Source organism: Bradyrhizobium sp. NP1, assembly GCF_030378205.1.
Lineage (GTDB): Bacteria > Pseudomonadota > Alphaproteobacteria > Rhizobiales > Xanthobacteraceae > Bradyrhizobium.
The window spans coordinates 5318766-5341346 of sequence record NZ_CP127385.1; the positions used below are offsets into that span (position 1 = coordinate 5318766).

Below are 22581 nucleotides of genomic sequence, written 5' to 3' on the forward strand. Positions count from 1 at the left end.
GGTGCAGTCCCCCTGTTTGTGCCGTCGCTGATCCGCAACCTCTCGGGCGGCGCGGACGGCGGTCCCCTGTGTGAGGCGTGCCCGCGAGGGCACACGATGGCCGCCAGTCAGACCGGCAGCCGGCGGCCGTAGTCGATGAGAGCCGAGTTGATGAAAAGCGCGAGCCCCGCGGCCGCGAAGAACATCAGCGCCAGGAAGTAGGAGCCGGTCGACTGGACGATGACGCCGACGATGACAGGCACCACGATCCCGGCGATGTTGCCGGACAGATTCATGCAGCCGCCGAGCAATCCGGCCCGTTCGCGACCGGCCAGGAACGACGGAATGACCCAATACATGCCGCACCAGGTCAGGAAGAACATGGTCGCGCACAGCAGCGACACGATGGTGGTCAGGTCCCGCGCATAGGCTACGAGGAACAGCGACACCGTCACGAACGCGGCCGAGATCCCGAACAGCGTGCGATAGACCGCGTTGAAGCTGCCGCCCTTGCCGCGCCAGAAATCCGCGATCCAGCCGCCGGTGATCTGGCCCACGAATCCCGTGAAGAAGATCAGGAAGGACGCGCCGCCGAGCGTCTTGATGTCGAGATTGTTGACCTTGGACAGATAATTCGGAAGCCAGGTCAAAAGCCCGTAGAACACAGTGTTGTAGGCCATCCAGCCGAAGCACATGCACCACACCGACCGGTAGCGGAAAAACGCCCTCCAGCCTTCGCCGGAGCTGTCGGGCGCCGCGCTGTCCTCCAACGCATGGCCCTCTTCGATGTGAAGCGCTTCGGCTTCGTTGACCGAAGGGTGCTCGCGCGGCGAATTGCGGATGTAGTGCCACGACCACCAGCCGCACAGCACCGTGCCGACGCCGGCGATCAGGAATGCAAGCCGCCAGGAATCCAGCAGCGCGATCAGCCAGGCCACGATGATGGCGCCGAGCGCCGCACCGAGCGCCGCGCCGCTGTTGAACAGCACCGCGCCGCGACCGCGCTCGTTCTGCGTCATCCAGATTGCGTTGAGCTTGCCACATGCGGGCCCAAGCGGCGCCTCGAAGGCGCCGAGGCCGAGCCGCGTCAGCAGAAGACCCCACCAGCTCACGGAGACGGCGGCGATGGCCTGGAACAGGCCCCAGCCCATGGTCGCGGCCGTGATCACGAGCCGCGGCTTGTAGCGGTCGGCCAGCACGCCGCCCGGCACCTGCATCAGCGTATAGGTCCAGAAGAACGCGCTCAGGATCAGCCCCTGCAGCGCAGGGTCGAGATCGAATTCCTTGGCGATCAGCGGCATCGCCACCGACAGCGACGCGCGATCGATGTAGTTGACGGAGAACAGCAGCAGCATCAGGAGAAACAGCTTCCAGCGAACGCTCGAAGCTTTCATGGTCGCGGTCATTGCGACCGTCGCGACACTGTTCTGCATGCCCCACCCACCCCTGTTGTCCCGCCCGATGCCGTCGCGTGTCCGGCGTCTTTTTCTTTCCGGTAGCGGATAACATTCGTTCGGAACGGTCAACAGTTTTTTGAATGTTGCATACAATAAATATTATCTAACTGATATCACGTACTATTTGCCTGCTTATTGATCGTGATCGGACCAATTTTTGAGCAAAGCGCCTTGATCGCGGTCATGCGGCAAAAGCCCGCGATCGCGGCGACGGCTTCCGATTCAAAGCGGGAGCAACGCCAATCAGTGCAGGAATAAGCACGGCAGAGCGCGCCGCTTCCAGCAGCGCGGATCAATCGCGCCCGAGGCGAGATGGGGCACCGTCTTGCGATCATGCCTCGCTGAAGCGTCGGCGATCGTCCTACTCGGCGGCCTCGGCATTGATCTCCGCCGAGACCTGCCGGATGGCGCGTGCGAGTTGCTCGGGAGCCTGAGCGCCAGACACGGCATATTTCTGCGCAAACACGAAGGTCGGCACGCCGGAAATGCCCTTGCTCGATGCTTCCTGCGCCTGGCCCGCGATCAGGTCGACGTCCTCGTCGGTGGCAAGGCGACGCCGCACATCGTCGGCATCTAGCCCGACATCGGCCGCGGCCTTCACCAGGACATCCACGTCGGTCAGATCGCCGCCATCGCGGAAATACAACTCCATCAGCCGTTGCTTCATCTGCGGCGCCTTGCCGATGGCCTCGGCCCAGTGGATCAGGCGGTGGCTATCGATAGTGTTGGGCTGGCGCTGCACGAGATCGGGCCGGTACGACAGCCCCTCGCCCTTGGCCGCCTCGACCACGCGGCCGGCGATGCCCTTATAGGCCTCGACCGAGCCGAATTTCGCGGTGAGGTACTCCTCGCGGCTGATGCCCTCGCGCGGTACCCAGGGATTGAGAAAGAACGGGCGGAACTGCAGCTCGACGGGAACATCGGGCACGAGCTTCAGCGCATCCTCGATCCGCTTCTTGCCGATATAGCACCACGGGCACACCACGTCGGACACGACGTCGATCTTGAGGGGCTTCAGCGTCATGGGCCTGATCCTCACCAGGGAACGGAGCCCACAAGATAGGCCGAACCGCGCGGCAAACAAGCCGGTGGTGCTAGAGCATATTCGGTTCTGATGGAATCAGAACCGATGCTCTAGATTCTTGTTTTGACGCGTTTTCTTCACGCGAACCGCTACCCACTTCGCTCGAAAACGCTCTAGCCGAGGCCGGCCGCGATCTTTCGCATCCGCTCGGCCGTTGGTTCGTCGGCCGGAAAGAAGGTCTCCAGCGCCAGCTCCGACAACGTGACGTCGACCGGCGTGCCGAACACCATGGTGGTCGAGATGAAGCTCAGCACCTCGCCGTCATGCCGCAATTTCAGGGGAATGGCGACGTTGTTGTCGGGCGGCAGCGGCGCCGAGCGCGCGGGCAGCGGATAGGACCTGAGCTCGTCATAGAGCTTGAGCAGTTCGGGGTCGGCGGTGGCTTCGCACTGCCGATGCAGCCGCTCCAGCAGATGCCCGCACCATTCGGCGAGATTGACCGTGCGCGGCGCCAGCGCTTCGGGGTGAAAGGCGAGCTTGAGGATATTGAAGGGCTGCCCGAGCAGACGCTGCGGGATGCCGTCGAGCAATGGCGCCACCATGCGATTGGCCGTGACCAGGTTCCAGTGGCGGTCATAGGCCAGCGCCGGATTGGGTTCGTGGGCCCGAAGGACCAGGTCGATGGCCTGGCGCGCCGATTTCAGCATGGGATCATCCAGCGAGCGCTGCGGAAACGCCGGCGCGTATCCTGCCGCGACCAAGAGCACGTTGCGTTCGCGCAGGGGCACGTCGAGCCGCTCGGCGAGCTTGAGCACCATCTCGCGCGACGGCGAGGCACGACCGGTTTCGACAAAGCTCAAGTGACGCGCCGAGATCTCGGCATCGACGGCCAGATCGAGCTGGCTGAGATGGCGGCGCTGCCGCCATTCGCGCAGGTGGTCGCCGATATGAAGCGGCTGGGATCGCTCGGTTCGCACGGTGGATACATGCCTGTTCATGGCGAAAAACCTACCACGCGACGTTCATGCCTTCCATTACCTGCGACGTAATCGAAATACGCCCGTGCCGGCCTCATCTTCTGACCTCAAGGAGATGACCATGAGCACGCTGCTGCTGCGATTGCTGCCTCAGGCCGCCGAGCTGTTGCCGTGGCTCGCCGGCCTCGCAACCTGGCTTGCCGCGCGCGTCCTCAACATGCCCGAGCCGCTGGTTCAGGCGACCGGGCTGTTCGTGTTCGCGCATGTCGAGGCGGCCGAGAACCGCTTCTTGAAATCGCTGTGCCCGATCCGGCTGTGGCGTCGCCCGCAGACGCTGCGCCGAAAGCCGCGCTGACCGTTCCCTCAACCCCAAGCAAAGGAGACCTGCCGTGATCAACCCCTCGCCATTCCTGCGCCGTGCCCTGCTGCTGGACGCCGTCGTCAGCGGCGTATCCGCACTCGCGCTCACCTTCGACGCCACCGCGCTGGCGTCGCTCTTCAGCCTGCCGGAGGCGCTGCTGCGCGAGAGCGGCCTGTTCCTGATCGCCTACACGATCTTCGTCGGCTGGCTTGGCTCACGCGTCGTGATGCACCGCGGGCTGGTCACCCTCGTGATCGCCGGTAACGTCGCCTGGACCATCGCCAGCATTGCGTTGCTGTTGTCAGGAGCGCTGTCGCCAAACCTTGCCGGCGAGGTCGTCATTGCGGCGCAGGCGATCGGCACCGGGCTGTTTGCGGAACTGCAATATATCGGCCTGCGCAGAAGCGCCGGCGAGGCCGCCGCATAGCGGCATTTTCAAAGGCCGCCGTACCTGCGGCGGCCTTTGTCCATCCGGATCAGGCCGCGGCGCCGCGGCGAAACCTTTCACCGATGCCGAGGATGACGCCCTGCCCGTTCGCAACGCCCATTTCGAGGCTCGCGGCGATGCGCCGGGCCCGCTCGACGAAATGCGTAGCCGCGGGCGGCGGACAGACCTGCCGCGCGGTGTCCTCGAACAGCGCCAGCCAGCGATCGAAATGATCGGCATCGATCGGCAGCGGCATGTGCTTGGCCATCGGCGTGCCGTGATAGCGGCCGGTCATCAGCGCGACCGACGACCAGAACGCGCACATCTGCCTTAGATGCGGGCCCCAGTCACGGATCCGCGCCTCGAACACCGGCGCCAGCACCGCATCGCTGCGAACCCTGGCGTAGAAGTCATGCACGAGGCGCTCGATCATGGCCTCGGTGATGCCGGTCCGCGCGACGATGTCGGCCGTGATCTGCTCGCGCCGCTCCGCCTCTGCCATGCAGGTCTCCTCAAATAGGTATTTCAAATACCTATTTAACCCGCTATAGCTGGACCGCCAAGCCGCAATTTCGGAAAGCTCCCATGCGCCTGACATCGTTCACGGATTTTGCGCTGCGCACCCTGATGCGGCTGGCTGGCGAGCCGTCCCGCTCGTTTGCGACATCGGAGATCTCGGCCGAATTCGGCATTTCCCGCAATCACCTCGCAAAGGTGGTGCGGGATCTCGCCGATAGCGGCTTCATCGCGACCCAGCGCGGCGCCGGCGGCGGGTTCGTGCTGGCGCGTCCGGCGCAGTCGATCACGCTTGGCGAGGTCGTGCGCAAGCTCGAGGGCGACAGCGCGCTGGTCGAATGTTTTCGCGCCGACGGCGGGGCCTGCGTGCTGACGCCGCGCTGCCGGTTGAAGACGAGGCTCGCCGCGGCGCGCGAGGCCTTCATGCGCGAGCTCGATCGCACGACGCTCGCCGAATGCGCCTACCCGGCGCGGACAAAGCGGAACTAGGTGCGAAATCCGTGGAAGCTCGTGGTTCCTAGCGGTCCGGTTCTGACATTCGCATCCCGCTCGAGGAGCCACGTTTGCGAATGTCAGAATCAAAGGACCACCAGCAAGATGTTGATGCTAGTGGAGCCTTGGATTTGACGTTCGTTTGGTGAGTCGCGGTGGATGGGTAGCGAACGTCAAATCCGCTCCGTTAGGCCGCGAGTTTCTGCTCGGCAACGACTGGCGTGGCGGGAGCCGGCTTCGCGGCGGTGGCCTTGACGCGCACGGTCTTCAAGCCGCGCTTGCCGTTCACGAGCTTGCCGATGGCCTTGGCACCGTTGACTTTGGCGCCGTTGACTTTGACGCCATTGAGCTTGGTGCCATCGAGCTTCAGCTTTTCCCGCTTGAGCCTTGCTTTCTTCCGGGCTTTGGCGAGCTTCTCGGCCTTGCGCTGCGCCTTCCGCTCGGCCCTCTCCTTCAGCCGCTGCCGCTCGGCCCTCGCCTCCGCGCGCTTCTTCTTGCGCTTCTTCTCGCAGGCGTCGCACTTGCAGCCGATCGGCTTGAGGTACTCCTTGAAGTAGTCGGTGCCGTAATCGTAGTTGATCTCCTCGCCCGGCTCGATGTTCTTGATGGCGCGGATGAACACCTTGCGCTTGCGGGGCTTGACGTCCGATTCCGCATTCGGCTTGCAGGCGTGATTGATGTAGCGGGCGACGTTCTCGCGCACCGAGCCGTCGATGGTCCAGCGGTTGTTCAGCTCGAACAGATACTTGTTCTCGATCGCATCATCCTTTTTCTTCCGCGAATCCAGAAGCGGGCCGAAATAGCGGATGATCTTGGTGCCCTTCTTGATTGGCTTGGTAGCGAAGAGGCCTAATCCAGTGCGGGAACGACCGATGCGGTAGGGTTTGTTCTGGGAAATCGTGGGCATGACTCTGACAAGGACGAAGACGGAAGACGCTGTTCTACTGTCCCGCACCCCAAGTTCGCATCATTTTTCGGCGGCTCTTTTGCGAACTTCGGTCCGGGACACTGGCAAACTATGATTCTGGTTTTGGTTCGGAAGCTCTCTTGACGAACGCGCGGCACAAAAGAAGATAACTTCCGAGCCACCACACTAGAGCGATTCAGCGGCGATGTCAGGGGGTTCGCGTCTTTGCCGTTGAACCTTCCCCAGCTTGCGCTCGTCAAACCCTGGATTTAGCTGCTTGTTCCAGGAACATAGCCGAAATGTGCGCCCGTGATGTGACCGTTATCGTTGCACTTGCCCTTGCCTTGGGCGTCGTGCCCGCAAAGGGCTCTTCCCCGCGCGGCCCAACGATCGCAAGCACCTATAGTTCGACCGCGCCGGCGCAGTGCCGCGCCGTTGGCAAGCCCGACGCGCTCGACGGCGGCATCACGCGAGTTTGCCTCGGCAAAGGCGGGTTTTTGCTCCTGGTCAGCGAAGGCGACCTGCGCGAAACAGTCTCCGTCGGCCGCAACCGGACTGCGGCAGCTCGGGAGCCCGCGGCCAGCGCCCGGTTCGGCCCCTTCAATTCGAGCGGAAACACTGTCGAATGGCGTACCGCGGACGGCAAGCCGTTCGCGATCATCCAGGGCTGGCAGCTCGCCGACAATGCGGACGCAGACAAGGATGGCCGGCCGCGCAGCAAGGCGATGCTCGTCGTCACCCGCCTGCCGCCGGGGCCGGTCTGCCATGTCGCCTATGTCGACGTCGCCGCCAATCGCGAGGCCAACGCGCTTGCCCGCCAGGCGGCCGACCAGACCGCGCGTGATTTCGATTGCCGCAAGGATGCGGTGAAAGTGATCGGCGCGTCCGGCCGTGCCGTAGAGCTCACGCAGCGCTAAGGCGAGGAGTCTGGAGGCCGAGCCACGGTGATCTTCAGCATGGCCTCCAGCAGCGGCTCGACGCCGGTGCCCTCGGGCAGCCTGCGCAGGATGTCGGCCAGCCGCCCGTCGAGCAGCAGCATGGTGAAGCCGTGCACCAGCGACCAGGCGCGCGCGATCGCTGCCGCCTGCTCCAGCGTGAGCGCTTCCGCCTCGATATGCTCGTGGCGGCTGGCGCCGACGGACCGCGCCAGGCCTGCGAAGGACGCATCCGCCGCCTCGCACAGCGAGGGCCGCGACATGTCGAGCCGCTCGGTGCGGAACATCAGCCCATACATGCCGGGATGCGCCTGGGCATAGGCGACATAGGCCTTGGCCGCGGCCATCGCGCGCTGCGGGGGCTGCGTGCTGCTGGCGCGTGCCGCCTCCATCGTGGCGTTGAACTGCCGGAATCCGATCGCGGCGAGCTCGCTGACAAGCCCCGTGAGGTCGCCAAAATGATGCTTTGGCGCCGCATGTGACACTCCGGCCTCGCGTGCCACCGCGCGCAGCGTCAGCCCGGCAAGGCCGTCGCGCTCCAACACCCGCTCGGCAGCCGCAAGCAGCGCCTCGCGCAACGCGCCATGATGGTATGGCGCCTCGGCCGCCGCTCGTGCCTCGCGCGCAGCCTTGGGCAGCCTGCCCGATCGGGCCGGCGCCGCGCGGGCAGAAGCCCGGGCCGGGCGAAATTTCGTTTCCTCAGTCCGCTTTGCCATCCAAGTTGTTATAAAGCCCAATGTTTACAACGTAAAGATTTTGCTTGACCCGTGCGGGCAGCAGCACTACTTTTATCTTTACGATGTAAAGATAGCCCCGAGGGGCTGCATATGACGCTCTTCCTGATCCTCGCGCCCTATGGCGCCTTTGCCTCCCTGCTGCTGCTGGCCTCCGGCAAGGTCAGCGTGTTCGCCGCCGCCGCGGTCAGCCTGGCCGTCATCGCCATCGACTTCATCCGCGGCCGCTCGCTGAAGCTTCTGGCCGCCTCGAGTGCCGCGCTCTATGGCGGCATCGGGCTTTACCTGGCCCTGGTCGACGTATCCCCGAGCAACGCTACGGTGAAGCTCGCGGTCGACGCCGGCATCTTCATCATTTCGCTCGGCTCGATCCTGATCCACCATCCCTTTACGCTGCAATATGCGATCGAGGCGGTGCCGGCCGAGACCGCCGCGATGCCCGGCTTCGTGCGCACCAACTACATCGTCACCGCGGTCTGGACCGCGGCGGCGTTGGTCATGCTGATCTCGAGCCTCGCGCCGTTCTACGTGCCGGGCATGCCGATCTGGTCGACCCTGGCGGTCGCCGCCGCAGCCCGCAACAGCGCCGTCTACTTCACGCGGTGGTACCCGCGCTACCGGCGGGAGAGGCGCGCCGCCGCGCCGTCCAATGCGCTGATCGCCGCACCGAAGGCAAGCAGTTAGGAATACGCGGCAGGATCGGCTATACCGCCCCCGGAGCGGGCCTGATTTGAAACCGCTTTGGAGGAGGAGATTTTTACGATGGGCGTTGACGGCAACTGGAATCTGACCATGAGCACGCCGATGGGCGAGCGCAAGGCGACGCTGAACCTGAAGAGCGCAGGCGGCTCGCTGACCGGCACCCAGGGCGCGGACGGAAATTCGACGGAAATTTTTGACGGCACCGTCAACGGCGACAGCGTCGCCTGGAAGGTCTCGATCACCAATCCTATGCCGCTGACGCTCGAATTCACCGGCAAGGTCTCGGGCGACAGCATCTCCGGCGAGATGGGCATCGGCCCGATGGGCAGCTTCCCCTTCACCGGCGCGCGGACGTAATTTTTCCTCAGAAGCAGATCTGCATCGACAGACCATGGATGTCGCGTGGCGGCGTTCCCTCAGGGATGCTGCCCGCCGTCTCGCGCGCGGCGATCGCCACCGCGCAGGCATCGAGCACGTCGTCGATTTTGGCGCCGCTGCCGATCCGCCTCGTACTCAGCCAGCGACCGATATCGCCTATCCCCTGGCGTTCGAGCAACCGGCAGCGCAGGCCGGCGCCCGCCTCCGATTTCTTCGACGGCAGCGGCCTGCCGCCGTTCAGGCGCAGAAATGCCAGTTCGGGATGCACCTCGCGGATATCGCGTGAGGGATTGGCGCGAACGAAGGCATCGACCTCCATGATCTTCGGCCCGAGGTGCCAGAGCTGGCGGGACACCCGCTTCTGGCCGCGCCGGACCGCTTCCCGATTGGCGTGATCGGGATCATCAAATTCCTGCCAGAGCCAGCGCCGCGCTCCGGTGAAAACGCGCGAGGCATGCGGCCGCAGCTTCGTCCGCGCAAGCTGGTCGCAGGCCCGCTCGCCGTCGTCGGTCATGCCGATCGGAATATCGATTGCTGCCCGGTCAAACGGCCGCGACAGCGCGTCCGTCACGTCGGGATGGAAGCTGACCTCGTGATGGTCGCCGTCGAGCGTGACGGCGACCCAACCTCTACTAAATCCATCGAGGCCGAGCGCCCTCACCCCAGGTTCAACTCCTTGAAGAAGTCGTTGCCCTTGTCGTCGATGATGATGAAGGCCGGGAAATCCACGACCTCGATGCGCCAGATCGCTTCCATGCCGAGCTCGGGATATTCGACGACCTCGACCTTCTTGATGCAGTGCTCGGCGAGGTTCGCGGCCGCGCCGCCGATCGAGCCGAGATAGAAGCCGCCGTGCTTCTTGCAGGCCTCGCGCACGGCTGGCGCGCGGTTGCCCTTGGCGAGCATCACCATGGAGCCGCCGGCCGCCTGGAACTGGTCGACGAAGGAATCCATCCGCCCCGCGGTGGTCGGGCCGAACGCGCCCGAGGCATAGCCTTCCGGCGTCTTGGCGGGACCTGCGTAATAGATCGGATGGTTCTTGAAGTAGTCCGGCAGCGGCTCGCCCTTCTCCAGCCGCTCGCGCAGCTTGGCATGGGCGGAATCGCGCGCCACGATCATGGTGCCGGTGAGCGACAACCGCGTCTTGATCGGATGCTTCGAGAGCGTCGCCAGAATGTCCTTCATCGGCCGGTTGAGATCGATCTTGACGACCTCGCCGCCGAGCGCCTGCTCGACCTGCGGCAGATACTGCGCCGGATTGTGCTCGAGCTCCTCGAGATAGACGCCGTCCCTGGTGATCTTGCCGAGCACCTGGCGGTCCGCCGAGCAGGACACGCCAAGCCCGATCGGCAGCGACGCACCGTGGCGCGGCATCCGGATCACGCGCACGTCGTGGCAGAAATACTTGCCGCCGAACTGCGCGCCGACGCCGAGGCTCTGCGTCATCTTGTGGATCTCTTTCTCCATTTCGAGATCGCGGAAGGCATTGCCGTCGGCCGAGCCGTGGGTCGGCAGCGCGTCGAGATAGCGGGCCGACGCAAGCTTCACCGTCTTCATGCAGAGCTCGGCGGAGGTGCCGCCGATCACGATCGCGAGGTGATAGGGCGGGCAAGCCGCAGTGCCGAGGGTGAGCACCTTCTCCTTCAGGAACGCGAGCAGGCGATCCTTCGTCAGCACCGAGGGCGTGGCCTGGAACAGGAAGCTCTTGTTGGCGGAGCCACCACCCTTCGCCATGAACATGAACTTGTAGGCGTCATCCCCCTCGGCGTAGATCTCGCACTGCGCCGGCATGTTGTTGGCGGTGTTCTTCTCCTCGTACATCGACAGCGGCGCGACCTGCGAATAGCGCAAATTGCGGCGCAGGTAGGCGTCGCGGGCGCCTTCCGACAGCGCCGCCTCGTCGTCGCCGTCGGTGATGACGTTGCAGCCCTTCTTGCCCATGATGATCGCGGTGCCGGTGTCCTGGCACATCGGCAGCACGCCGCCGGCGGCGATGTTGGCGTTCTTCAGGAAATCCAGCGCGACGAACTTGTCGTTGGGGCTTGCTTCCGCATCATCCAGGATGTTGCGAAGCTGCTTGAGGTGGCCGGGGCGCAAATAATGGTTGATCTCGCCGAAGGCGGCCTCCGACAGCGCGCGCAGCGCCTCGCGTGACACCACCAGCATCTCCTTGCCGAGCACCTTCTCGACCCGCACGCCCTCGCTCGTGACCTTCTTGTAGGGCGTCTCATCCTTGCCGAGCGGAAACAGCGGCGTGTGCTTGTAGGGCGGGACAGGCTTTTGCGGGTCGGGAAAGGCGGCGGGCGCGTTCATGGGGAGCTCTTGAGCGGGTTTTGAAAAAGGCCGCGCCAGGCGGCCTTGACAGGCCTGATAGACTACCACGTCAGGCAGAGGCAACACAGGTTTCGGCATGGCGGAGGATCGGGAATGGCTACTTTCGTCCTGATTCCGGGTGGTTGGCACGGCGGCTGGGCCTTTGCCGGCATGATCGCGCGGCTCAGGCAGGCCGGCCATGAGGCCTACGCGCTGACGCTGCCCGGCCTCGACGAAACCCCGCCCGAGGACGCCGCGCCGATCAACCTCGACACTCATATCGCCGACGTGCTGGAGTTCCTCAGCATCGAGGACCTCTCCGAGGTCGTGCTCTGCTCGCACAGCTATGGCGGCATGGTCGCGCGCGGCGTCGCCGACCGCGCGGCGGATCGGATCGCGGCGCTGATCTACCTGGACGCTTTCGTGCCGGACGACGGCCAATCCTGGTGGGATCTTGCCAACGACCACTATCGCCGGATCGTGATCGAGCGCGCCCGTCATGATGGGCTCACGGTGCTGCCGCCGGAAGGGCGCGATCCGCGCCGCCGCCCTCACCCGCTCGGCGCCTTCCTGCAGGCGCTGCATCTCACCCGCGCCGAGCCGGCGATCCGCCGCGTCTTCGTCTATGCCAGCGGCTGGAGCGCGACGCCATTCACCGCGCAATATGAACGCCTGCGTGACGATCCGGCCTGGAGCGTGCACTCCATCGACTGCGCCCACGACCTCATCAATGTCGCGTCAGACGCGGTGTTCGATATCCTGACCGGGACCGCGCGAGAGCTGGCGCTTCCGTAGCTCGGCGAAATACTAGTGCCGATTTGCAACGGTACGCGCACAGGCTCGACGGGAGGGGAACGGTGCCCTTGCGGCGGGCGGGCGCAGAGGCTTCAATGGCGCGGCATGGGGCCCTTTCAGATGACATCACGACGACAATTTCGCCGATCGATCCCGTTCGCCGCCGCGGCCGCGCTCACGGTTGCGTTCATGGCTTCCCCTGCCCGCGCCGACCGCTGCGACGATACCGCGGCCCAACTGGCGAACGCGATCGACGGCCTCAAGGTCAATTTCAAGGCCGCCAACATCATCTATCTGACGCATCCCGCGGCGAGCGAATTCTCGCTCGGCTGCCGCGGCAAGGACTATGCCGTGGAGCTCTATGCCAAGGGCGACCGCAGGCTCAAGCCTGAGTTTTTGAACCTGGTTGGCCAGGCGGCCGCGGTCATCTTCACGCTGCCCAAGGACGACACCACGACCGGCACGTCGCGCTGCCTCAAGCGCATGGGCCTTCTGCGCGGCAACAAGATCACCATGCGCTACCGGCGGCTCGACCTGGAGTGCACGCGCAGCAGGACGGACGCCGCCATCGTGGTCCGCCGCGGGCTCGACCAGTAGGCCGCCCGCAGCCGATCGCGTCACCCTTTCGCGCAGCTCGGATCGATTGCAACGGCGGCGTCGGTGCTCAGCGCCGCGATCCGGTCCGCCACCCGGCCCCACCCCGAGCTCATCGCGTCAAAGGCAAACTTGTTGCCGGGGAAGACGAAGCCGTCATGCACCAAGCGCAGCAGCGTGCCGCCCTCGACCGGCGTCAATGTCCAGGTCACCTCGGAATCAAGCCGTGAGCCATAGGCCGGGTTGGAATCCGAGCCGCCCTTCCAGGAATAGCGCAGCAGCCGTGGCGGCTCGCAGGCCAGCACCTCGCACTGCACGACGCCGTCCCAGTCGCCCATCGGCTGGGTTCGGAACGTGAAGCGATGGCCTACCTTGGGCTCAAAATCGTTCGGCATCAGCCATCGCGCGATCAATTCGCTTGTCGTGAGCGTGCGCCAGATCTTGTCCGGCGGATTCGGCAACACCTTCTCCAGGGTGATGGCATGGGTCTCACGCATGAACGCTACTCCTTCAATAATTTCTCGAGCCTGTCGAAGCGCTCGCGCCAGAAGCTGCGGTAGTGGCCGATCCAGTCGATCAGCGGGTCGAGGCCCTCCGGCGCCGCCCGGTAGAGAATGTGCCGGCCGTCGCGGCGCTCGGTCACGAGCCCGGCGTCGCGCAGCGCGCGCAGATGCTGCGACACCGCCGGCTGCGACACCTTGGATCCCGCAACCAGGCGCGTCGCCGCGACCTCCCCTTCCCGCGCGATGCGCTCGAGCACCGCGCGGCGCGTCGGATCGGCGAGCGTCTTGACGATGGCGGTGAGGTCGGCAGCGGCCATGCGTCTATATATAAGCTAACACTTATATGATGTCAACCCGAGCGGCAGATCGCTCGCATTTTATCGATCGCCTTCACCGCACCTTGATGCGCCGCCCTGCAGGATGACGGACGGAAACAGATTTCAAGGGATTTCAGCCGTGAGCATTTCCAGCGTTGCCCCGTCGACCCAGCCTGCCCCGGTGCAGGCGAGCACGCCAAAAGCACCCGACGTGCCGGCCGGCAGCGATGCCGACACCCACCAGCCGACGCCGAAGCCGCCGCTCCCCCCGGGCCAGGGCACCCGCGTCGATCAGCTGGTGTAATCTCCGCTCTTCTCGCGTCCGGCGCCGAACCCCGCGCGCCGCAAGTTTGCCCGAAAATCATGCATTGCTGTTCCCGGGTTCGGGGACGCGTGCATGATCGCAGGATGGCTTTCGCCGTCACTGGCCCCGGCCTCTGGTAGGGATCGAGGAGCCTGCGATGCAAACCACCAAGACCTTCACCGGCGGCTGTCATTGCGGCCAGGTGCGCTTCGAGGCGACCTCCGACCTCGCCATGGTGACGGCGTGCAATTGCTCGATCTGCACCAAGAAAGGGCTGCACTTCACCTTCCTGTCGCCGAAGAATTTTCAGCTTCGCGCCGGCGGCGAGAACCTGACGGAATACCTGTTCAACAAGCACGCCATCCGCCACCAGCTTTGCGTCGACTGCGGCGTCGACGTGTTCGCGCGCGGCAGGAAGCCCGATGGCACCGAGGTGGTGGCGCTGAACGTGAGCTGCATCGACGGCATCGATCTTGCCAAGGTCACGATGACGCCGATCGACGGCAGGAACAGATAGAGAGAACGCCTTCCGGTTTTGTCATGCCCAGCCTTGTGCCGGGCATCCACGTCGTCCGGCACTGTACCACAGGCAAAGACGTGGATGGCCGGGACAAGCCCGGCCACGACGGCGATACAACCTCGATCACAAATCCAGCGCCTTGTAGCGGCGGAAGATGCCTTCCTCGTTGAAGGGGATGCGGCGGTCGCTCGCGAGATAGGCCTTGATGTTGGGCCGCACCGCCACGCGATCGTGCAGTTCGACCAGGCGCGGAATCTCCGGCTCGAACGCCTGCATCCGCTTCGGAAACGCATAGCGCAGGCCGGCCACGATCTGGAACAGCGAGAGATCGACATAGCTGATGCGGCGCCCGGTCACGTAGGCGCCGCCATTGGCTCTCACCAGGCGCTCGAAATAGCCAAGATATTTCGGCACCCGCTCCTTCCAGAATTCCTCGCTGCGGCGTTTGGCCGGTGCGCGCTGGTCTTCGTAATAGAGCGTTGGTCCGAGCGGATGATGGCTGTCGTGGACTTCGAGCACGAGATCGGTGACCGTGAGCTGGAGCTGATGCACCCAGAGCCTTCCCGCTTCCGTCTTCGGCGCCAGCTGGTGCCGCGCGCCGAGATAGAGCAGGATGTTGGCGGTCTGCCCGATCACGAGCTTGCCGGCTTTGAGGAACGGCGGCGCAAAGGGCGGCGTGCCGCGCTTCTCGTCCATCATGCGCATCATCGCCGACATGCCGGTGCCGTGGCGCGCCTCGTCGTCATAGGAGGCGCCGGCGTCCTCCAGCGCGAGGCGGACATATTCGCCGCGACCCTGGATGTTCGGCCAGTAATACAGCTGATAGCGCATTGCGGTCCTCTCATGGACAAGGGCATAGTCCGCAAAACTATGCCCTTTCCCGCCAACGCGCCAAGCCGCGATCAGTTCGCTGCGACGGTGCGACGCCGATCAGTTCGACGCGAAGCAATACAGCAGGCCATCGCCGCCGGTGCTCTTCAGGTCGGCCTGCGAGCAGCCGCCGTCCGGTCCGCGCGAGGGATGCGACGAATTCCAGGATTTCGAGGCGTCATCGTCACGCAGGCCGATGCGGTCGGAATGGCCGAGCATCGCGGAGCCTTGCGTCGCGCTCGTCCAGTTCTTGCAGGTGCGGTCCTCGCCGGTCGCGAAAGCCGTGCCGTCCGCCTGCGATCCCGTCAGGATGTCGTGCCGGTTCGGCGTGTCGCCGCGGCCGTTGATGACCTCGCCCTTCTCGGAGAGCGCGGTCTGCTTGGTGAGATTGTTGCCGGCGCTGTGCAGGTCGGCGACGTCCTTGGCAATGACCGCGCCCTTGGCGTTCTTCCATGGACCCTTGCCGATGCGCTCGCGCGCGTTGACGGCAGGCTGACCGTCGGCGGCCTGCGTCGAAAGATAGGCGTGCCAGGTCTTTGCACCCGCTCCCGTGGCCTGAGCCAACATCTGGCAGTGCTTGTCGGCGCCGGCCAGGCCGCCGAGATTGGCGCCACCACCGACGCCGACGCTGGTGACGAAGAAGCTGGTGTCGGCCGATTGGGCATTCGCCGGTGCGGCGAAGACGCCGGCTATGAGGGCGAAACACAGGGGCGAGAGAGCTTTGGCCGCAATACGCATCGAATCCTCCGGATTGTTTTGGCCTTCCGCCCTCCTTCCGAGAGCCGAGGCTTACGCTGGAACCCGTCGCGCCCCGGATTATTCCAGATCATCATGACGGACGGGCAAAGCAAAAGGCGCTGCGGAGCGAACCGCAGCGCCTTTCGGATTTTCATTTGCACGGACCGATCAGCTGGTCTGCTGGATCCCCGAGAGCTCCCAATTGCTGCCGCGCGGCCGCACGAAGGTCCAGACCTCGGTGATCTCGGTCGGCGCCTCGCTGCCTTCGACCAGGCGCCCGCTCGCGCGGTCGATGGTCTTGTCGACGAGCGAGAAGCGCATCGCCACCGTCGCATAGTCGGTGTTGCCTTCGCGCCAGGCTTCCGCGAGGTCGCCCTGCAGGAGCTTCACGTTCGACGTCTTGTTGACGACGCCGCGGGCGCGGTTCTGCTCGAGATCGCGCGCCAGATAGGACACCATCTCCGGCGACGCCAGCGTGTGCAGCCGGTTGACGTCCTCGTCCGACCACGCCTGCTGGATCTCGCCGAGCAGCCGCTCGAAGTTCTCGTAGTCGGCCGGCTGGATCTCCAGCGGCGGGCTGTTCGAGCCCATGCCGAAGCCCAGTCCCGAGCCGAAGCCGCTTTGCATGGTCGATGCCTGGCCGGGGCCGGCATAGGCCGCGGCGGTGACATGGCGGCGCTGCCACCAGTTCATCGCCATCCGGATCAGGAACACGATCAGCGCGATCTGCAGCAGCATGCCGAGCAGCGAGGCAAAGCCGCCGAGGCCACCGAACAGGCCGCCGCCGAACAGCATGCCGAGCAGGCCGGCGCCGAGGAAGCCCGCTGCAAGCCCGCCGAGCAGGCCGCGGCCCGGCGAGTTGAAGAAGCCGCCGCCGGCCGGCGTGTTGAGGCCGGGGCTAGCGGGCTGGGTGATGGTGCGGTTGAACGGGCTCGCGGTGCCCGGTGCGGTCGAGGTCGACGGCGGCGCGGCGAAAGTGCGGGACCCGCGCGAGCCGGACGAGAAGCCGCCGCCGGCGCGAGCGTCGGCAGAGGCAACCGTCAGCACCGTCGGAATCGCCAACGCGAGGGCGACGGCGATCACCTTGAAGAGGCCGCGCGTACGTTGCGAGAGGTTCATGTTGGTTTCCCTGAAGAAGTCCCCATCCGGGGACGTCATTAAGATGGGCAGGGCCGGCCAAATGTGAAGCCGGAAACGGGAACCATGGCTGCGGCTCTGCGTCGCGGGGATTTTACCGCGCGGCCATTGCTGCAGCGCAGGCGGTTCCCAGGGGTCATGGTACGGCTCATGGCGGAGCCATGGTTTCCTTCACCGCCGCGACGAGCTGGCTCAGCGTGAACGGCTTCGGCAGGAAGGCGAATTGCTGGTTTTCCGGCAGGCTCTTGTCGAAGGCGTCCTCGGCATAGCCGGAGACGAAGATGATCTTCAACTCCGGGTTGCGCTCGCGCATCGCCTTGAGCAGCGTCGGACCGTCCATCTCCGGCATCACCACGTCGGAGACGACGAGATCGACCGCACCGTTCTTCTCTTCCAGCGCCTCCATGGCCTCGATGCCGTTCGAGGCCTCGATCACGCTGTAGCCGCGCGAACGCAGGCCCCGCGCGTTCAGCGAGCGCAGGCCCTCCTCGTCCTCGACCAGCAGGATGGTGCCCTGCCCGGTGAGGTCGGTGCGCGGCTTGGCCGGCTCGGCCGCCTCCTTCGCTGCGCTGGCCGCTTGCGCCTCGTGCTGCGCGTCCTGCTCGGGGCGGTGCCGCGGCAGGAAGATGTGGAACGCGGTGCCCTTGCCTTCCTCCGAGTCGACATAGACGAAGCCGCCGGTCTGCTTGATGATGCCGTAGACGGTGGAAAGACCGAGCCCGGTGCCCTTGCCGACCTCCTTGGTGGAGAAGAACGGCTCGAAGATCTTTTCGCGGATATCGGCGGGGATGCCGGTGCCGGTGTCGGCGATGTCGATCCGGACATAGTCCGCCGCCGGCATGCCCTTGTAGGCGAGCTGGCCGGCTTCCCCGGCCGTGACATTGCCGGTCTTCACCGTCAGCTTGCCGCCGTCGGGCATCGCGTCGCGCGCATTGACCGCGAGGTTGACGATCACCTGCTCGAACTGGGAGACGTCGACCTTGACCGGCCACAGGTCGCGCCCGTGCACTAGGTCGAGCTTGACCTTCTCGCCGATCAGGCGCCGCAGCAGCATGGTGAGGTCACTCAGCGCGTCGCCGAGATCGAGCACCTGCGGCCGCAGCGTCTGCCGGCGCGAGAAGGCGAGCAGCTGCCGCACCAGCGTCGCTGCGCGCGTCGCGTTCTGCTTGATCTGCATGATGTCCTGGAACGACGGGTCGGTCGGCTTGTGCGCGTTCAGCAGGAAGTCGTTGGCCATCATGATGGCCGACAGCACGTTGTTGAAGTCGTGCGCGATGCCGCCGGCGAGCTGGCCCACCATCTCCATCTTCTGCGACTGGTTGATCTGGTTCTCCAGGGCGCGCCGCTCGGTGGTCTCCAGCATGTAGACGATCGCGGCTTCGGTCTCGCGCTCGTCCTCCTCGACCGAGGTGACGAAGAACTGGCCCCAGCGCTCCTTCGCCCCCTCCAGCATCACCTCGACGGGAGCGATATCGCCCTGCCCTTCGGCGGCGCGGTTGATCGCCGCGATCAGGAAGCCGCGGTCGCGGGCATTGACCACGCGGAAGATCGATTTGGCGGCAGAGCCGTCCGGCGTCAGGGCCTGCGCGAGCTTGACGAAGCGCGCATTGGTGCGCACCACCGCGCCGGCGCGGTCGACGGTCGCGATCGCCATCGGCGTGTGGTCGAAGAAGCGCATGAAGCGCACTTCGGCCGCGCGCTGCGGATCGGCGCGCTCGTCGCGGGCGCGGCTGATCACCAGCGTCCGCGACGGACCGGGCACGCCGTCGGCGCCGAAGGCGAGCTTGTGATAGAGACGGACCGGCATCGTCTTGCCGCCGCGCATGCGCAGGTCGATGTCGAACACCTCGGTCTTGACCTCGCCCGGCGCCGCGGTGATCGAGGTCAAGAGCGCCGTGCCGTCGCCGGAGACGATATCGGCGAGCCTGAGGCCGCCGGAGCCGATCTCGGCGAGATCATGGTCGAGCCAGTTGGCGAGCGTCGCATTGACATAGACGATGTCGCCGGCCGCATTGACCGAGAAGAAGCCGCACGGCGCGTGGTCGAGATATTCGATGGCGTGCTGCAGCTCCTGGAACACGTCCTCCTGCCGCTCGCGGTCGCGGGTGATGTCAGCGACCGTCCACACCGCATACTTCGCCTCGCGCTTGCCGGCGCCCAGCGGCCGCACCCGCATCCGCAGCCAGCGGCCGTGGCCGCCTTCCTGGCCCGCGATCCGCACTTCCTCCTGCTGACGCTTGCCCTCGCGCGAGGCCTTGAGCAGGCGGAACACCGCCTCCGATACGTCGGGATTGCCGATGAAGACCCGCTCGACCGGGCGCACCTCCCGGGCCGAGGCCGCGCCGGTCAGCGCCAGGTAGGCGGCGTTGGCATAGACCACATGGCCGCGCGGATCGGTCACCGCGAGCCCGTCGAAGGCGTTATCGGCGATGCGGCCGACCACCGGATCGTCGGCGCGGCGGTTGGCGAAGCGGACGATGCCGGCGGCGAAGGCGAACAGGTTGAACAGCCCGACCATGGCCAGCAGCGCCAGCACGCCGAGGATATAGGGCTGCGCCTGCGCGCGCCCGATCGTGGTCAGCCCGAGCGCGACGGCGACCAGCGCGACCGCGACCAGAAGCACCAGCAGGATGCTGCCGCCGCGCCGCGGCGGCTCGTGCACGACCATCGGTTCCGATGCCGTATCGTTGTCGGTTGCGCTGGTCATTGGCTTAGGACGCGGCCTGTCGGGGTGAGAGGAAATTGCGGTACTTACGCCACTAAAACCTACCCCCTCACTGCCTGAATCGGACCGGGCAGCGCAAGGCGTCAGGCGGCGATTTCCTTGGACTTTCCAGCCGTTATTCTACGCCGTTCGGCCCCGGCCCGCATCCCCTCCAGTGTGGCTTTGGCTCTGACGTTCCTTTGAAGATAGCGCGGCGAAACCGAAAGGAACGTCAAATCCGCTCCGCTAGTGGCGCCGGCCGGACAGGCTGCGCTTGAGCCCCATGACGTAGCCGATGACCTCGGCGACCGCATGATAATGCTCGACCGGGATCTCCTCGTCGATGTCGACGGTCGCATAGAGGGCACGCGCCAGCGGCACGTTCTCCACGACCGGCACGTCGTGCTCGCGGGCGACCTCCCGGATCTTGAGCGCGACCTGGTCGACGCCCTTGGCGACGCAGATCGGCGCCGACATGCCCCGCTCGTAGGACAGCGCGACAGAATAGTGGGTCGGGTTGGTGATGATGACGGAGGCCTTCGGAACCGCCGCCATCATGCGCTTCTTCATCCGCGCATTGCGCAATTGCCGGATGCGGCCCTTGACGTGCGGATCGCCTTCGGACTGCTTGAACTCCTCCTTCATCTCCTGCACCGACATCTTCTGCCGCTCGAACCACTGCCGGTACTGGAACAGGTAGTCGCCGATCGCGACCACCGCGAGCATTGCGACCACGGCTCCCATCAGGTGCTGGGTCAGCCCCGTGGTGGTGGACAAGAGCGCGGTCGGATCGAGCCGCACCATGGATTCGAGGCGATGGCGGTCCGGCCACAGGATCGCGGCCATCACGGCGCCGAGCGCGGTGATCTTGAAGATGCCCTTGGCGAAATTGGCGGCGGCCTGCTTGCCGAAGATGCGCTTCGCGCCGGAGGCCGGCGAGATCTTGGAGAATTTCGGCTTGAGCGCTTCCCCCGACCACACCAGGCGGTGCTGCACCATGTTGCCGGCGATCGCGGCCAGCGCCAGCAGCAGGAGCGGGACGCCGATCGCGGCGATCACGGCATATTCCAGACTCTGCGCCAGGGCCAGCAGCCCCGGGCCGTCGCTGCGGATCATCCAGGAATTGGCGATCAGATTGCGCATCGGCACCAGGATGCCGCCGCCGATCGAGCCGGAGAAGGTCGACAGCACCAGCGTCGCACCGGCGATGATGAACCAGGTGTTGAGCTCCTGGCTCTTGACGACGTCGCCGCGCTCGAGCGCCTCGTCGAGGCGTTTTTGGGTCGGGTCTTCTGTCTTGTCTGACGTGTCGCTCTCGTCGGCCATCGAGTGCCTGCTATTTTCGATTTATCGAGGCATCAGGTCGTGCATCACGTCGCCGAAATAATCGAGGAAGCTTCCCATCATCGCCGCGATGACGACAGCGAGGATCAGGAAGCCCGCGATGATGGAGAGCGGAACGCCGACGAAATAGACCTGCATCTGCGGCATCAGCCGCGCCAGCACGCCGAGCCCGAGGTTGAACACCAGTCCGAACACCAGGAACGGCGCCGACAGCTGCAGGCCGATCTTGAAGGCGGCGGCGAAGGCGCGCGTCGCCAGCGAAGCGACGTCGCCGCTCGCCAGGATCTCGCCCGGCGCGAAGATCTTGTAGCTGTCGTTCAGCGCCGCGATGACCAGGTGATGGCTGTCGGTCGCAAACAGCATGGTCACGCCGAGCATGGTGAGGAAGTTGCCGATCAGGATGCCCTGCTGGCCCTGCGTCGGGTCGACCGAGGTGACGAAGCCGAGCCCCATCTGCTGCGCGATCACCGAGCCCGCGACCTGTAGCGCGGACAGCGTCACGCGCGCCGTGGCCCCGAGCACGATGCCGATCACGATCTCGCGCAGCATCAGCACCAGCAGCGCCGCCATCGACTGCAGGTCGATCGTGTAGGCGTTGCGATGCAGCGGCAGGATGATAAAGGTCAGCATCACGGCGATCGCAAGCTTGACGCGCACCGGGATGTTGGACTCGCCGAGCCCCGGCAGCAGCATCACCATCGCGCCGATGCGGGCGAACACCAGCATGAAGGCCGCGGCCAGCGCCGGCAGAAATGAGATATCGATCCGCATCGTCCAGCATTCCGGCGGCAGCCAAGGCGATCAATTTCAATTCCCGCCGCACGACAAAGAATGCATCAGCCGCCGATGATTCGCGACGATATCCGCATCATGTGACCGTGCAGCGAATCCGCCATGAACGGCAGCGCCAGCAGCATGGTCACGAAGATCGCAAGGATCTTCGGCACGAACACCAGCGTCTGCTCCTGGATCTGGGTCAGCGCCTGGAACAGCGACACCACGACGCCGACCACGAGGCCGACCACCATCAGCGGCGAGGAGACCACCACGATGGTCCAGATCGCATCGCGTGCGACGTCGAGGGTTTCGGGACCGGTCATTTTTGCATTCTCACTTGCGGTTGCCTCACCATTTCAAAACCGGCGTTCGGCCGATTGCTGCAAATGGCGAGCAGCGAATGGCGAATGGATAAGCCCCCCAATCCGCCAGCCGCCGCTCGCCTTTCGCGCCCCTTAGATCGTCATCTTCATGATGTCTTCGTAGGACTGGATCACCCGGTCGCGCACCGAGACCAGCGTCGACACCGCGACGTCGGTTTCCGCGACCGCCGTCACCACGTCCATCACATTGGCCTTGCCCGCGGCCATCGCCACGGTCTGCGCGTCCGACTTGCGTCCCGTCTCCAGCACGCTGCCCATCGCGTCCTTGAGCAGCGCGGAGAACGAAGGACCTGTACCTGTACCGGTATCGGAGCCCTTGCCCGCCTCGCCCGGATTGAGGATGCGGGCGAGACTGGCATAGGCATTGGCGGCGACGGTCGGTGAAGCCATGAT

28 protein-coding genes are annotated in these 22581 nt (G+C 65.3%); 10 read left to right on the plus strand and 18 right to left on the minus strand.

Translation table 11 applies throughout. The annotated features are described in order from the left end of the window. Positions 1-107 precede the first annotated feature (107 nt). From QOU61_RS25840 to QOU61_RS25850, 3 genes are all read right to left on the minus strand, one after another. Positions 108-1412, minus strand: a complete 1305-nt coding sequence (locus tag QOU61_RS25840) for an MFS transporter (protein WP_289654021.1) — start codon at positions 1410-1412, stop codon at positions 108-110. A 385-nt stretch (positions 1413-1797) separates the two neighbouring features. After that, entirely contained in the window at positions 1798-2460 is a 663-nt protein-coding gene (locus QOU61_RS25845; protein WP_289654022.1) for a DsbA family oxidoreductase, read from the minus strand. Positions 2461-2633: 173 nt separating this feature from the next. Then, the gene (locus tag QOU61_RS25850) at positions 2634-3458 is read right to left on the minus strand and encodes a helix-turn-helix domain-containing protein (RefSeq protein WP_289654023.1); all 825 of its coding nucleotides are present in this window, start codon (positions 3456-3458) and stop codon (positions 2634-2636) included. A 100-nt stretch (positions 3459-3558) separates the two neighbouring features. On the opposite strand from QOU61_RS25850, the gene QOU61_RS25855 reads away from it, so the two are divergent. Beyond that, on the plus strand, positions 3559-3792 hold the full coding sequence (locus QOU61_RS25855) for a hypothetical protein (RefSeq protein WP_289654024.1): 234 nt from the start codon (positions 3559-3561) through the stop codon (positions 3790-3792). A 34-nt stretch (positions 3793-3826) separates the two neighbouring features. Further along, positions 3827-4225, plus strand: coding sequence for a hypothetical protein (locus QOU61_RS25860; protein ID WP_289654025.1), 399 nt, complete (start codon positions 3827-3829; stop codon positions 4223-4225). A gap of 49 nt (positions 4226-4274) precedes the next feature. Here the strand turns inward: QOU61_RS25860 and QOU61_RS25865 are convergent, their stop codons facing one another. Further along, positions 4275-4727 (minus strand): group III truncated hemoglobin, encoded by a 453-nt coding sequence (locus QOU61_RS25865; protein ID WP_289654026.1) that lies wholly within the window; start codon positions 4725-4727, stop codon positions 4275-4277. Positions 4728-4810: 83 nt separating this feature from the next. Between QOU61_RS25865 and QOU61_RS25870 the strand changes: the two genes are divergently transcribed. Next, positions 4811-5230 (plus strand): RrF2 family transcriptional regulator, encoded by a 420-nt coding sequence (locus QOU61_RS25870; protein WP_289654027.1) that lies wholly within the window; start codon positions 4811-4813, stop codon positions 5228-5230. A gap of 190 nt (positions 5231-5420) precedes the next feature. Here the strand turns inward: QOU61_RS25870 and QOU61_RS25875 are convergent, their stop codons facing one another. After that, positions 5421-6140, minus strand: a complete 720-nt coding sequence (locus QOU61_RS25875) for an SET domain-containing protein (protein ID WP_289654028.1) — start codon at positions 6138-6140, stop codon at positions 5421-5423. 299 nt (positions 6141-6439) lie between these two features. Between QOU61_RS25875 and QOU61_RS25880 the strand changes: the two genes are divergently transcribed. Beyond that, on the plus strand, positions 6440-7057 hold the full coding sequence (locus QOU61_RS25880) for a hypothetical protein (RefSeq protein WP_289654029.1): 618 nt from the start codon (positions 6440-6442) through the stop codon (positions 7055-7057). Here the strand turns inward: QOU61_RS25880 and QOU61_RS25885 are convergent. Then, positions 7054-7791 carry a TetR/AcrR family transcriptional regulator gene (locus tag QOU61_RS25885; protein ID WP_289654030.1) on the minus strand — a complete coding sequence of 246 codons (738 nt, stop codon included), beginning with the start codon at positions 7789-7791 and terminating at the stop codon, positions 7054-7056. The two genes, QOU61_RS25880 and QOU61_RS25885, sit on opposite strands and share 4 nt — an antisense overlap. A 111-nt stretch (positions 7792-7902) precedes the next feature. Between QOU61_RS25885 and QOU61_RS25890 the strand changes: the two genes are divergently transcribed. Both QOU61_RS25890 and QOU61_RS25895 read left to right on the plus strand, forming a co-directional pair. Further along, on the plus strand, positions 7903-8493 hold the full coding sequence (locus QOU61_RS25890; protein WP_289654031.1) for a hypothetical protein: 591 nt from the start codon (positions 7903-7905) through the stop codon (positions 8491-8493). A gap of 78 nt (positions 8494-8571) precedes the next feature. Next, positions 8572-8868, plus strand: a complete 297-nt coding sequence (locus QOU61_RS25895; RefSeq protein WP_289654032.1) for a hypothetical protein — start codon at positions 8572-8574, stop codon at positions 8866-8868. Positions 8869-8875: 7 nt separating this feature from the next. Here QOU61_RS25895 and QOU61_RS25900 read toward each other — a convergent pair whose 3' ends face one another. Together QOU61_RS25900 and QOU61_RS25905 are read right to left on the minus strand one after the other, a co-directional pair. Then, positions 8876-9550 carry a DUF429 domain-containing protein gene (locus QOU61_RS25900; RefSeq protein ID WP_289654033.1) on the minus strand — a complete coding sequence of 225 codons (675 nt, stop codon included), beginning with the start codon at positions 9548-9550 and terminating at the stop codon, positions 8876-8878. Beyond that, positions 9547-11202 (minus strand): fumarate hydratase, encoded by a 1656-nt coding sequence (locus tag QOU61_RS25905; RefSeq protein ID WP_289654034.1) that lies wholly within the window; start codon positions 11200-11202, stop codon positions 9547-9549. Before QOU61_RS25905 ends, QOU61_RS25900 begins: the two co-directional genes overlap by 4 nt. A gap of 114 nt (positions 11203-11316) precedes the next feature. Here QOU61_RS25905 and QOU61_RS25910 point away from each other — a divergent pair, with 114 nt between their 5' ends. After that, positions 11317-11997 carry an alpha/beta hydrolase gene (locus QOU61_RS25910; protein ID WP_289654035.1) on the plus strand — a complete coding sequence of 227 codons (681 nt, stop codon included), beginning with the start codon at positions 11317-11319 and terminating at the stop codon, positions 11995-11997. Positions 11998-12117: 120 nt separating this feature from the next. Then, entirely contained in the window at positions 12118-12594 is a 477-nt protein-coding gene (locus QOU61_RS25915; protein WP_502876822.1) for a hypothetical protein, read from the plus strand. A 20-nt stretch (positions 12595-12614) separates the two neighbouring features. Here QOU61_RS25915 and QOU61_RS25920 read toward each other — a convergent pair whose 3' ends face one another. Both QOU61_RS25920 and QOU61_RS25925 read right to left on the minus strand, forming a co-directional pair. Continuing rightward, positions 12615-13088 (minus strand): SRPBCC family protein, encoded by a 474-nt coding sequence (locus QOU61_RS25920; RefSeq protein ID WP_289654037.1) that lies wholly within the window; start codon positions 13086-13088, stop codon positions 12615-12617. A 5-nt stretch (positions 13089-13093) separates the two neighbouring features. Further along, a complete protein-coding gene (locus QOU61_RS25925; RefSeq protein WP_289654038.1) occupies positions 13094-13411 on the minus strand; it encodes an ArsR/SmtB family transcription factor in 318 nt (105 codons plus the stop codon). A 139-nt stretch (positions 13412-13550) separates the two neighbouring features. On the opposite strand from QOU61_RS25925, the gene QOU61_RS25930 reads away from it, so the two are divergent. Continuing rightward, positions 13551-13715: a hypothetical protein gene (locus QOU61_RS25930; RefSeq protein WP_289654039.1), complete on the plus strand. Its 165-nt coding sequence runs from the start codon at positions 13551-13553 to the stop codon at positions 13713-13715. A gap of 157 nt (positions 13716-13872) precedes the next feature. Continuing rightward, a complete protein-coding gene (locus QOU61_RS25935; protein ID WP_289654040.1) occupies positions 13873-14232 on the plus strand; it encodes a GFA family protein in 360 nt (119 codons plus the stop codon). 126 nt (positions 14233-14358) lie between these two features. Here QOU61_RS25935 and QOU61_RS25940 read toward each other — a convergent pair whose 3' ends face one another. The 8 genes from QOU61_RS25940 to fliE form a co-directional block, all read right to left on the minus strand. Next, positions 14359-15066 carry a glutathione S-transferase gene (locus tag QOU61_RS25940; protein WP_289654041.1) on the minus strand — a complete coding sequence of 236 codons (708 nt, stop codon included), beginning with the start codon at positions 15064-15066 and terminating at the stop codon, positions 14359-14361. A gap of 99 nt (positions 15067-15165) precedes the next feature. Beyond that, positions 15166-15843 (minus strand): lectin, encoded by a 678-nt coding sequence (locus QOU61_RS25945; protein WP_289654042.1) that lies wholly within the window; start codon positions 15841-15843, stop codon positions 15166-15168. Between the two features lie 168 nt (positions 15844-16011). Beyond that, a complete protein-coding gene (locus QOU61_RS25950) occupies positions 16012-16962 on the minus strand; it encodes a Tim44 domain-containing protein (RefSeq protein WP_289654043.1) in 951 nt (316 codons plus the stop codon). Between the two features lie 166 nt (positions 16963-17128). Further along, the gene (gene cckA, locus QOU61_RS25955) at positions 17129-19687 is read right to left on the minus strand and encodes a cell cycle histidine kinase CckA (protein WP_289654044.1); all 2559 of its coding nucleotides are present in this window, start codon (positions 19685-19687) and stop codon (positions 17129-17131) included. Between the two features lie 243 nt (positions 19688-19930). Next, entirely contained in the window at positions 19931-21010 is a 1080-nt protein-coding gene (flhB, locus tag QOU61_RS25960) for a flagellar biosynthesis protein FlhB (protein ID WP_289654045.1), read from the minus strand. Between the two features lie 21 nt (positions 21011-21031). After that, positions 21032-21799, minus strand: coding sequence for a flagellar biosynthetic protein FliR (fliR, locus tag QOU61_RS25965; RefSeq protein ID WP_289654046.1), 768 nt, complete (start codon positions 21797-21799; stop codon positions 21032-21034). A 65-nt stretch (positions 21800-21864) separates the two neighbouring features. After that, positions 21865-22128, minus strand: coding sequence for a flagellar biosynthesis protein FliQ (gene fliQ, locus QOU61_RS25970; RefSeq protein WP_289654047.1), 264 nt, complete (start codon positions 22126-22128; stop codon positions 21865-21867). Positions 22129-22260: 132 nt separating this feature from the next. Beyond that, positions 22261-22578, minus strand: a complete 318-nt coding sequence (gene fliE / locus QOU61_RS25975) for a flagellar hook-basal body complex protein FliE (RefSeq protein ID WP_289654048.1) — start codon at positions 22576-22578, stop codon at positions 22261-22263. Between the last annotated feature and the right edge of the window lie 3 nt (positions 22579-22581).